The sequence below is a fragment of the Acidovorax sp. HMWF029 genome (assembly GCF_003060895.1).
Lineage (GTDB): Bacteria > Pseudomonadota > Gammaproteobacteria > Burkholderiales > Burkholderiaceae_C > Acidovorax.
Genome location: NZ_QAIH01000192.1, coordinates 1 through 11217 on the forward strand (window position 1 = coordinate 1; position 11217 = coordinate 11217).

The following is an 11217-nucleotide window of genomic DNA, read 5'->3' on the forward strand; positions in this document are numbered from 1 at the left end:
GCGGTGTGGAAGGTGGCTTGGGGGGCAGGGGCCGGCCCGGCGTGCCGCCAGCCTGCGACAGCCCGTACCAGTTCACCTTGCGGGTCGCCACCATCACGGCCGCCAGTACCAGGAAGAGTGCAATCGCGCCCACCACCAGGGCGGTCTGCTCCAGCTGCAGCAGCACGTACAGCAGCCCATACAACACCGCAATGCCCCCGCCCAGCGGGATGCCCCGCGCCAGGCCGCCCAGCATGTGGCTGGCGTAGTAGGCGAGCAGCAGCACGCAGGCGCTGGCGGCCACGGCGTACGAGATGCCGAACGGCAGGTGTTCCGACAGGCTCACCAGCAGCAGGAAGAAGCTGCACAGCGCGCTGCCCACCAGCAGGTACTGCACCGGGTGCACACGCAGCTTCTTCATCAGCTCGAACAGGCCCACGGCCACGAAGGTGAGGGCAATGAACAGCACGCCGTATTTGGTGGCGCGGTCAGACAGCGAATAAGGATTGACGGGGTCGATGAAGGCCACGCTGAAGCTGTCGGCACAGTCGCCGGGGGTGGCGCCCCCGGGTGCGTACTCGCCGTGGGTACCCTCGTCTGCACCCCCCATGCAGATCCGCTTGCCTTTGGCAATGTCGGCCTGCGCGGTGGTCGCCAGCGATGACAGGCGCCACTGGGCCGCGAACCCGGTCTTCTTGACCTCGCGCTCGGAGGGCAGAAAGCGGCCTCCGAACGAGGGGTGCGGCCAGCTGCTGGTCATCTGCACCTCGGTGTTGCCGCCCAGGGGCACAAAGGCCAGGCGCTCGGTGCCCACCAGCTCCAGATCCAGCGTGGCAGTCAGACCTTCGGCCTTGCCACGCACCGCCTCGGGCAGCACGGCGTGCAGACCGCGGCTGTAGGTGGGGTGGAAGGTGCCGGGCTTGAGCGCCAGCGCCTGGCTGCCCATGGTGAACTGCGCGGTGCGGATGCCGCGCGCATCGCCCACGGCCATCATCACGATGGGTGCGCCGCAGTGCATGCGCGAATTCTTAATGCTGCTTTGCGGCAGCAGGCTGGCCAGCGAACCCCATTGCGCCGTCACATGGGCCTTGAGGTTGAAGGTGTTCACCTTGTGCAGCCCGCGTGCGCGTTCTTCCATCGCGGCGCCGGTGTTGAGCTTGAGCTGCTCGGGCATGGCGGTCAGGATGAACTCGCGGCGCCGCTCCACCATGCGGCGGTCATCGCCCTTGCCGGTCTCCTCGTCCCAGCTCTCCACACAGGCACTGTGGATCATCGGGCCCATCAGGGTCTGTGGCCCGGCCAGGCTTTCGGCCACGCTCTGGGCCGTCAGGCTGCGGTAGCGCAGCCGGTCGCGCACGACGTCTTCGATCATGCCCAGGCCAAAAAGTAAAAGCACGGTGATGGCCGCCAATGCAGCCAGTTTGGTAAACAAGGGGTGTTTGAACAAAAGATCCTCCACGAGTGAATGTTGTGGGGGCAGTGTTCTGGCGCGCTGTGAGGGCGCTATGAAGTTTGTGAGGCCAGTGTGAAGTGGGGCGCTGGCAGAATCGACGGCCTGCGTCATCCGCCTGAGGAGTGCCATGCGAAAAACAGCGTCCCGCTTCATGCCCCCGGTGGCTGTCCGTCCGCCGTTGCCCTGGTCGGCGCGCTGTGTTCTGGTCGTGATGGCGGTGGCCTTCATGGCCGTGTTCTGGACGCACCCCGTGGGGTTGGGCGGCGCTCTCCTGGCGCTCGGCAGTCTGGGGGCAGTCCTGAGTCGGCGCGAGGCCCTGCGCCTGGCCCGCATGGCGCAAGGCCGTGCGGGGGAGTCGATCTGCCAGTTTGCCCGCTCCCTTGACTGCCGCCGGGTGGACACCTGGGTGGTGCGCGCGGTGTACGAGGAAGTGCAGCGCAGCCTGTCTGAAGCGGTGACCGTGCCTTTGCGTGTGACCGACCACCTGCAGCGCGACCTGCAGCTCGATGCCGAAGACCTGGATGACCTGATCGCAGACATGGCCCAGCGCGCCCAACGCTGCCTAGCCCACACGTCCGGCAACCCCCTGTTCGGCAAAGTGACTACGGTGGGCGATCTGGTCGAATTCCTCCAGGCCCAGCCCCGCCTGGTCGGTGGGTGAGTTCAGGCAGCGCGGTACACCAGTTCCACCCGCAGCCCCGGCGCCGTGTTGCGTGCCACCATCTGCCCCCCATGCAGCGCCATCACGCGCTGCACAATCGCCAGCCCCAGGCCCGATCCGCTGCGCTCGCCGCCCGGCCTTGCGGTGGTGAAAAAGCGCTCGCCCAGGCGCGGCAGCGCGTAGTCGGGCACGCCGGGGCCGCTGTCTTGCACGGCCACCGTGGCGCCGTCCAGCTCTACCCGCACCGCGCTGCCTGCGGGAGCAAAGTCAATCGCGTTGTCCAGCAGGTTGGTCAGCGCCAGGGTGACCAGCTCGGCCTCCCACGGGCCGCTGGTGCCGTGCCCTTGCAGCGCCAGGGTAATGCCGCGCTGCCCGGCACGGGCGCGGGTCTGGGCGATGGCGGCCTCTGCGCAGTCGTGCAGCGCCACGGGCGCGCGGCCTTCGGCGTGCTGGCGCTGCTCCAGCTTGGACAGCTCCAGCAGCCGGTCGATGATGCGCTGCAGGCGCTCGCTTTGTTGCACCACCTGGGTTGCAAACTCGGTGCGGTCGGCGGCAGGCAGCTCGTCCTGCAGCAGCTCGCCCGCGCCCCGGATGGCGGCCACGGGGCTTTTGAGTTCGTGCGTGAGCGCGCGCACATAGCCCTCGATGTAGTCGCGCCCCTCCAGCCGGGCGCGCATGCGGTCCATGGCGCGGGCCAGGTCGCCCAGCTCGCCCGGCACCTCGGGCACGGCCAGGGCGGTGGTGGGCGGTGCGCCGGGGTCATGCCGCTCCCCATCGGCGGGGCCCTGCACGCTCAGGGCGTAGTCGCGCAGGCGGCGCACGTTCCACACCATCCACAGCGTCACGGCCACCCCCACAGCGGCCGAGAGCGCCAGCAGCAACAGGCCGCCCATGAACACCTTGCGCTCGGCGCGGTCGATAAAACGCTGCACGGTGCGTGTGGGCTTCGCCACAGTCAGCACGCCAGCAATCTTGCGGCCCTCGGGCACCTGCACATAGATGGGCGCGGCCACATGCATCACGCCGCTGGTGTCGTCATCCTCCACATCGCGCGTGGAGCGCGCGCCGTATTCGCCGCGCAGCGTGCGCGCCACATCGCGCCATTGCGAGTAGTCGGCGCCGATGGCGCGGTTTTCCGAATCGAACAGCACACGGCCCGTGGTGTCGGTCACGTAGATGCGGTAGTCGAGTGATTGCTTGGAAAAGCCCCAGATCGCCGCATCGATGGGCCGCGTGGCGTAGCGGCGCACATGCTGCGCAAACGGGCTGGCGCTGCTGTTGTCAGCCCCCTGTGCCAGCCGCCCCGCCGCCAGATCGTCACTGGCCAGCTCGGCCAGGATGTTGGCCGTGTCCACCATCATGTCCTCCATCACCTCGCGCACGCTGGGCTTGATCTCGGCCATGAACACGCGCAGCACAAAGAACGCGGCGATGCCGTTGATGAGGAAGAAGGCGAACAGCAGGCGAATGCCGAGGCGCATGGTGCGTTACTTCAAAAATGATAGCTGCTAGCGCTTGTTGGATAAGCGCCAGAGGCCAATTTGACCATTGGGCTGTGCCATCAGCTGCGCAGGCGAATGCGGTAGGTGGGGGATTGGTCCGGGTTCTGGTTCTGCTTTTCCCGACCTTCAAACACCAGGCTGCGGGTGGCTGCGTCCCATTGCATCGGCTCCAGGGTGTAGGGGTTGCGCAGCGCTTGGGGTGACTGGGCCAGCCAGGCGGGCATATCGGCCGGGGCGACGTTCTCTACGGCGGCGCGGTGCTGCAGGAGAACAAGGCGGCGGTAGCCGTCGATGTCGGCCACGCGCTGGAAGTAGCTTTGGTAACTGGGTGCAGTGGACACCGCAAGACAAGTCCCTGCAATATTGCGCAAGCTTTTCCAGGGTAGACATGCTTCGTTGTCGACCAGTTGCTGCGTGAGCTTGGAGAAAGCAGCGCTTTGTTGTTGGGCTGGTATGCCGCTGATGGCTTGCACCTTCTGCAGTTGACTCAGCATGAGATTGAGCGTTTGTTGGGGTAGGTATGCCCAGTTGGTCGCTTTGTTAAAGGCGCGTTGCCACCACACGCTGGGATCACCCCATGGACTGGCGAACAAGTCAATGGTTTTGTACAGATAAAAACCGCTGGCGACGAACTGTATTTCCCCGTACATGGCTGACCCCAAGGACTTCGTCGGCATGGAAAGCAGTTCTTCGATCTCCTTGGATATCTCTGGCAATGTCTGTAGCTCCCCGCGTGCGCTCGCATTGCTAAGCCATCTCAGCTCCCGGTGCTGCATCGCCAGCGCGATCATCGACGCGATCAGGCTGTTGGAATGGCTCGCCAGGCGGCTGCGCAGTTGAGTGGCCTGACGGGCGATGTCCATGGCCTGCTGTGGCTGCCCATGCACCCACGCCAGCGCAGCCTGGGCCAGCCAAAGCTCATGAGCGCGCACGAGGCGCCCATAGGGTGGCAATTCGGCCTGCAGGTAATAGGGGGAGGGGTTGTCAAACTGCGGGGCACTGGCTGCTCCCGCCAGCCGTTGCAGCAGGGTCTGGTGGGTTTTCGCCAAGGTCTGAACTTCATCGCCATGCTTCACAAACCAGGCAAAACAATCCGCCTCGCCGACCGGGCAGCGCAGTCGGTCGGGCAGCACCTCATTGCCCGCATTCTCGGCGGGAATGGACGGCGGCATCCCTTCCTGCCGGTCGCCATGGGCCTCCACCCAGCGCCTGCGCTCGATCTCGCGCGCCAGGCGCTGGCGGCCCAGTGCCATGGCATCACCGATGGCGTCGCCCCCGGTGGGCGCGTCCAGCCCCATGAGGATCAGGTAGCCGTTGCCCTCCAGGGCCTGCTCGGTGGGCGGCGTGTACTGCAGCGCGCGCTGGGCCGCCTCGGTCAAGGCGTCGTCGTTCCAGTTGGCGGCGATCAGTGCGGCCAGCCACACGGCCACCAAACCCCCCAGGGCCAGCATCAGCCAGCCCAGTGCTTTCAAGCAACGGCGCAGGTACTTCATAAAAATAGATAGCTATAAACCCAATACTGAAGCGCGGTAGGGGCGTTTTTTATTGCACATCCAGGCAATACCCCATGCCCCGGTGTGTGCTGATGTACTCGCGCGCCGGGTCCAGCTCGCGCAGCTTGGCGCGCAGGGTCTTGATGTGGGTGTCCACCGTGCGGTCGGTGCTTTCGCTGTCGTCGCCCCAGGCGGCGGCCAGCAGGGCGTCGCGCGAGTGGATGCGGCCTGCGCCGCGCAGCAGGTGCGACAGCAGGCGGTATTCGCGCCGGGTCAGCGGCAGGGCTTGGCCGCGCAGGCTGATGCGCTGGCCGGCCTCGTCGTCGTGGAACAGTGCGGTGGCCAAGGCGGCGGGTGCTGCCGGGTGGCCGTTGCCATTGCCGTTGCCGTGGCCCGCGCGGCGCAGCAGGGCCTTCACGCGCGCGGCCAGTTCGCGGGGGCTGAAGGGTTTGGTCAGGTAGTCGTCCGCGCCCAGTTCCAGGCCCAGCACGCGGTCGATCTCCTCGCCGTGGGCGCTGAGCATCAGCACGGGCAGGGCGGCGGTGGGCGCAGCGTTGCGCACATCGCGCAGCAGGTCCAGCCCGCTGCCATCGGGCAGGCCCACATCCAGCACCAGCAGGTCAAAACGTGTGCGCTGCAGCTGCCGGCGCGCGTCGTGCACCAGCAGGCTGTGCGTCACGGCCAGGCCGTCGCGCTCCAGCGCATAGGCCACGGTGCGGGCGATGGCGGGGTCGTCTTCGAGCAGCAGCAGGCGGGCGGACATGTCAGTTCAACGTGCGACAAGGATGGGGAAAAGTTTGCCCAGTCCGTCGGCCATCACCTCCACCGCCAGTGCGGCCAGGATCAGGCCCATCAGCCGGGTCATCACGTTGATGCCGGTCTTGCCCAGCACGCGCGCAATCGGGTCGGCCAGCGCAAAACACACGGCGGTGGCCAGGGCGATGACCACGCCGTAGCCCACCAGTGCCAGCGTTTGCCACACGCCCTGGGCGCGGTCGGCATAAATCACCACGGTGGACATGCTGGCCGGGCCGGTGAGCAGCGGGATGGTGAGCGGCACCACGGCAATGCTGCTGCCTGCGGCGGCTTTCTCTGCGCCTTCTTCATACTCATTGGTGCTGGGCTTGGCCTCGGCGGGTTGGGCGTTGAGCATGTTCATCGCGCTGATGAGCAGCAGCATGCCGCCGCCCACCTGAAAGCTCTGCAGCGAGATGTTGAAAAAATCGAGAATCTGCAGGCCCAGCAGCGCACAGGCCGCAATCACGCAGAACACGCTGAAGCTGGCCACCTGGATGGTGCGCCGCCGCTGCGCGTACGAAAAGCCCTGGGTGTAGTGGATGAAGAACGGCACGATGGCCAGCGGGTTCACGATGGCCAGCAGGGTAATGAGCGGTTTGAGATCCATATTAGTTTTCGATGGTGTGAAGTGCTGCCCGGAGACTTTGAAACTGGCGCTGCCAAAAGCCAAGGACGCCGAGCAAGGGCCGCCCCGCAGTGAGGGCGTTGTTCCCCTCCCGCGAAGCGAGAGAGGGGGAAGGCGCGAAGCGACTCAGGGGGTGTTTCACTACCTGCCTCCGGATACGTCTAGTAGGGACATGGTGGTGTACGGCGAGGCATCCGACATCAGCCACACAATGGCCTCGGCCACTTCGTCGGCGGTGCCGCCGCGCTGCATGGGCACCTGGTGGGCCAGGTCGCGCACGCGGTCGGGCAGGCCGCCGCTGGCGTGGATGTCGGTTTCGATCAGGCCGGGGCGCACGGCGTTCACGCGGATGCCTTCGGCCGCCACCTCGCGCGCCAGGCCGATGGTGAAGGTGTCGATGGCGCCCTTGGCCGCTGCGTAGTCCACATACTGGTGGGCTGAGCCCAGCCGGGATGCGGCGCTGGAGACGTTGACGATGCTGCCCCCGGCGCCGCCGTGGCGCGTGCTCATGCGGCGCACGGCCTCGCGGGCGCAGACAAAGCTGCCGATCACGTTGACGTCGAACATGCGGCGCAGGCGCGCCACGCTCATTGCGTCTACCCGCTGGGTGGTGTCCACCACGCCTGCGTTGTTCACCAGCGCAGTGATGCGGCCCAGTTGCGCGTCCACGGTGGCAAACAGGGCCAGCACCTGGGCCTCGTCTGCCACATCGGCCTGTACGGCCAGGGCGGTGCCGCCTGCGGCGCGGATCTGCTGCACCACCGCATCGGCGGCGGCCTGGTTGCCCTGGTAGTTCACCGCTACCGCCCAGCCCTGGCGCGCGGCCAGCCGGGCGGTGGCGGCGCCAATGCCTCGGCTGGCACCGGTGATTAAGGCGATCTTGTCCATGAAATCGGGGGCTCCTGCAAGAATGGCGCATTGGAACAGGTTCTTGGCTCGTCGGGCAGGGCCTGCCGTGCCGGGACGGCAACGTATGGACGCATTTTTCAAGGAGATTGCAGCATGGGACAGTTTGTGGATCTGACTTCCAGCGATGGGCTGGTGTTTCCGGCCTGGGTGGCCCAGCCGGATGCCGCGCCGCGCGGTGCGGTGGTGGTGTTGCAGGAGATTTTTGGCGTGAACTCGCACATCCGCGCGGTGGCCGACCGCTTTGCGGCACGGGGCTACCTGGCGGTGGCGCCTTCGACCTTCCACCGCGTGAAACCCGGCGTGGAGCTGGGCTACACTGGCGACGACATGCAGGCTGGCATGGGCCTGAAGGCCGCAGTGGAGGCGCTGCCCGCCCCCGGCGTGCTGCCCGACATCCAGGCCGCCATCGACTACGCCGCCGCGCAAAGCGGCCGCAAGGTGGGCATCGTGGGCTTTTGCTGGGGCGGCCTGCTGACCTGGCGCGCGGCCAGCCAGCTCACCGGCCTGTCGGCTGCCGTGCCTTACTACGGCGGTGGCATGACCAGCCCCGACGAAGCTGCCCGCCAGCCCCGCGTGCCGGTGCTGGCCCATTTTGGTGAGCGCGACCACTGGATCCCCGTAGACAGCGTGCAGGCCTTTGCCCGCGCCCAGCCGGGTGCCGAGGTGCACATCTATGCCGCCGACCATGGCTTCAACTGCGACCAGCGCGGCAGCTATGACGAGCCCGCAGCCATGACGGCGCGCGACCGCACCCTGGCGTTCTTCGACAAGCATCTCGCCTGAGTGAATCGACCGCCTACCTGCCAAAGCACTTATTGGGGGCTGATATGGAAAATTTCAAGCTTTTCAGGCCCCTTGCGCCTGTCCATAAAGCGTTGATAGCTATACTTTTGATAGCTATTGGCGCTGCAGCCCACGCCGCCGACTACACCGGCCCCCTGTTCGACGCCCACCTGCACTACAACGAGGAAGCCTGGGACGGCAAAACGGGCCCGCACCCGCCTGCCGACGTGCTGGCGCGCATGAAGGCCAGCGGTGTGCGCGCCATCGTGGCCAATTCGCGGCCCAACACCGGCTCGCTCACCCTGGCAGGCCTGCCGCAGACACGCGAGGCGGGCGTCACCGTGGTGCCCTTTGTGCGGCTGTACCGCAACCGCGCCGACTACACCGGCTGGTTTGCCGACGAGAGCATCTACACCATGGTGCAGACCGAGCTGGCGCGCGGCACGGCAGCCGGGCCGTACCGGGGCATTGGCGAGTTCCACCTGTACGACAGCGCCAATGCCAACGGCCCCGTGGCCCAAAAACTGATGACCATGGCCGAACAGCGTGACCTGGTGGTACTGGCCCATGTGGACGACACCGCCATCGACCTGCTCATGGCCAATACCCCATCCAAAGGCCAGAAGGCGCGGCTGATCTGGGCCCACACCGGCATCGGCGGCGCGCAGGTAGAGCGGGTGGACGCGCTGATGGCGCGCTACCCCGGCCTGGTGGGCGAACTCTCGTACCGCCCGGGCCTGGTGTGCGACAGCGGTCAGCTGTGCCCCGAATGGCGAGCGCTGCTGCTCAAGTACCCCACGCGTTTCGTGATCGGCTCCGACACCTGGGTGAACCAGCGCTGGCAGCACTACGAAAGTCTGATGCAAGGCTACCGCCAGTGGCTGGGTGGCCTGCCTGCCGATGTGGCGCGCAAGGTGGCGTGGGACAACGGGGCGGGGTTGTTCGGCCTCCCCGCCGCCAGTCCCTGATCGCTGGTTCCGATCGCGCTCGCGTGAAACCTAAGCGTCCACTCATACCGATGGCGCTCCGAAGCGATTCCCTGCGAGATCGTAAACAGGCTCTCAGTTTCATGGTCCATGGGTGGCAGAGCCACCCTGGACCTTGAAAGCCATTTCACATTCAGGGCTTGCGTTCAGGCGGGCAGCAACCGCGGCTTTGGGGCCACCGCCGCGGGCGCAGGGCGGCGCAAGTCCATGCCCTCAGTCACCTTGAAGCTGGAGGCCGCCTCGGCCAGCCGGTGGGCCTGCTCGCGCAGACTCTGGGCGGCTGCGGCGGATTCTTCCACCAGCGCGGCGTTCTGCTGGGTGGCCTGATCGAGCTGCGCGATCGCTCCGTTCACCATGGCAATGCCGTCGGATTGTTCGCGGGCGCTGGCGGCAATGTGCGCCACCACTTCGGTCACGCGGCCCACCGAGGTCACGATGTTCTGCATGGCGGCCCCTGCGTCCTGCACCAGCTGGGTGCCCGCGCCCACTTTTTCCACGCTGCTGGAAATCAGTCCCTTGATCTCCTTGGCGGCTTCGGCGCTGCGCTGGGCCAGGCTGCGCACCTCGCCCGCCACCACTGCAAAGCCGCGGCCTTGTTCGCCAGCGCGGGCGGCTTCCACCGCAGCGTTCAGCGCGAGGATGTTGGTCTGGAAGGCAATGCCGTCAATCACGCCAATGATGTCTGCAATGCGGCGCGAGCTGGTGTGGATGTCGTCCATGGTCGCCACCACCTGGGCCACCAGGCTTCCGCCCTGAGATGCCACCTCGGCGGCAGAGGAGGCCAGCGTGCTGGCCGTGCGCGCGGCTTCAGCGGATCGCTGCACGGTAGCGGTGAATTGTTCCATGGACGAAGCCGTCTGCTGCAGGTTGGCGGCCGTGTGCTCCGTGCGCGAGGACAGGTCTTGCGTGCCGCCCGCGATCTGGTCGCTGGCGCTGGCGATTTGGTTGCCTGCATCGCGGATCTGGCCAATCACCGAGGCCAGCGAATGCTGCATATCGGCCAGCGCGCGCAGCAGCTGACCGGTTTCGTCGCTGCTGGTGCTCTGCACCTGGGCCGTGAGGTCACCCCGTGCGATGGTGTCAGCCACAGCCACCGATTCGCTCAGAGGGCGGGTAATGCTGCGCGTGATGGTTGCGGCCAGCACCACGCCCAGGCCGCAGGTGATGGCGCCCAGCGCAATCAGCCACATGCGGGCCTTGTCGTTGGCTGCCTTGATGGGGGTTGCGGATTGGTCCAGTGCCTTGCGCTGCAGTTCCATCAGGGCTTCCACGCGGCCCATGTACTGCTTGGCCGCTGGCACGAAGCGGGTTTCCAGCAGGGCATCGGCCTTGTCCGCATCCCCCTCGCGGCGCAGGCGGATCACCGTATCGCGAGATTCGGTGTAGGTGCGGCGCAGTGCGCTGATGTCGGCAAACAGAGCGCGCTCGGCATCGGTCTGCATCAGCGCTTCCACCTTTTTCTGGATCTCGGTGGTGGTGCCGGCAGAGAGCTTTTGCTCCTCGGCAAAGTAGTTGGCCAGGGATGCATCGCTGCTTTTGGCAATGGCGGTGGTGCGCCGCACGGCCGTATGGATCAGGCGGTACCAATCGGTGATCAGCCGTTCCTTGGCAAGGGGTTGTTCAATCACGGCTTGCGTGGAGACAGATGCGGCATGTAGTTGCCACACACCCAGCAAGGTGCCCAGCAGCGACAGTGCCAGCAGCAGGCCGAAGCCCAGGGTCAGGCGTTTTCCTATGGCGATTTGATTCATGTGACGGTTTTGTTTCAAGTGCGCCGTCGAGGTTATCGGGCACTTACCACCAGGGGCTTGATGAGGGTCAAGCCCTGTCACGTTTTGTAAGGGTTGTCCCGCAAGGTCTGCTGGGCAGAGGTGGCGGTGGATGCTTCTGGCCGCACCCTGCCCCCTCTCACGGAATCACTGACCATCCGGCGCACGCCGGCTGGAAGCGGTGCGGGATAGGTCTAGATGGCAGGCATCTGCAGGCTCTCAGGCTGCCGCCAGGTGGTGGGGGAGGGCGGCAGAGACC

The 11217-nt window shown here is 66.4% G+C and carries 10 protein-coding genes; 3 read left to right on the forward strand and 7 right to left on the reverse strand.

All coding sequences use genetic code 11. The annotated features are described in order from the left end of the window. Positions 1–1426 (reverse strand): cell envelope integrity protein CreD (gene creD / locus DBR12_RS13330; RefSeq protein ID WP_108617703.1); only part of this gene is annotated, 1426 nt, incomplete at its 3' end. Between the two features lie 133 nt (positions 1427–1559). On the opposite strand from creD, the gene DBR12_RS13335 reads away from it, so the two are divergent. Continuing rightward, positions 1560–2093 carry a hypothetical protein gene (locus DBR12_RS13335; RefSeq protein ID WP_108617694.1) on the forward strand — a complete coding sequence of 178 codons (534 nt, stop codon included), beginning with the start codon at positions 1560–1562 and terminating at the stop codon, positions 2091–2093. Positions 2094–2095: 2 nt separating this feature from the next. Here DBR12_RS13335 and creC read toward each other — a convergent pair whose 3' ends face one another. The 5 genes from creC to DBR12_RS13360 all read right to left on the reverse strand — a co-directional run bounded on the left by creC (position 2096) and on the right by DBR12_RS13360 (position 7399). Next, a complete protein-coding gene (gene creC, locus DBR12_RS13340; protein ID WP_108617695.1) occupies positions 2096–3574 on the reverse strand; it encodes a two-component system sensor histidine kinase CreC in 1479 nt (492 codons plus the stop codon). A gap of 80 nt (positions 3575–3654) precedes the next feature. Then, a complete protein-coding gene (locus DBR12_RS13345; RefSeq protein WP_108617696.1) occupies positions 3655–5088 on the reverse strand; it encodes a hypothetical protein in 1434 nt (477 codons plus the stop codon). Between the two features lie 49 nt (positions 5089–5137). After that, positions 5138–5851, reverse strand: a complete 714-nt coding sequence (locus tag DBR12_RS13350; protein ID WP_108617697.1) for a winged helix-turn-helix domain-containing protein — start codon at positions 5849–5851, stop codon at positions 5138–5140. A 6-nt stretch (positions 5852–5857) separates the two neighbouring features. After that, the gene (locus DBR12_RS13355; RefSeq protein WP_108617698.1) at positions 5858–6493 is read right to left on the reverse strand and encodes a MarC family protein; all 636 of its coding nucleotides are present in this window, start codon (positions 6491–6493) and stop codon (positions 5858–5860) included. 159 nt (positions 6494–6652) lie between these two features. After that, positions 6653–7399: an SDR family oxidoreductase gene (locus DBR12_RS13360; protein ID WP_108617699.1), complete on the reverse strand. Its 747-nt coding sequence runs from the start codon at positions 7397–7399 to the stop codon at positions 6653–6655. Between the two features lie 114 nt (positions 7400–7513). Here DBR12_RS13360 and DBR12_RS13365 point away from each other — a divergent pair, with 114 nt between their 5' ends. Beyond that, positions 7514–8203, forward strand: coding sequence for a dienelactone hydrolase family protein (locus DBR12_RS13365; protein WP_108617701.1), 690 nt, complete (start codon positions 7514–7516; stop codon positions 8201–8203). A gap of 44 nt (positions 8204–8247) precedes the next feature. After that, positions 8248–9171, forward strand: a complete 924-nt coding sequence (locus DBR12_RS13370) for an amidohydrolase (RefSeq protein ID WP_369861557.1) — start codon at positions 8248–8250, stop codon at positions 9169–9171. Between the two features lie 164 nt (positions 9172–9335). Here DBR12_RS13370 and DBR12_RS13375 read toward each other — a convergent pair whose 3' ends face one another. Continuing rightward, positions 9336–10940, reverse strand: a complete 1605-nt coding sequence (locus DBR12_RS13375; protein ID WP_108617702.1) for a methyl-accepting chemotaxis protein — start codon at positions 10938–10940, stop codon at positions 9336–9338. Positions 10941–11217 lie beyond the last annotated feature (277 nt).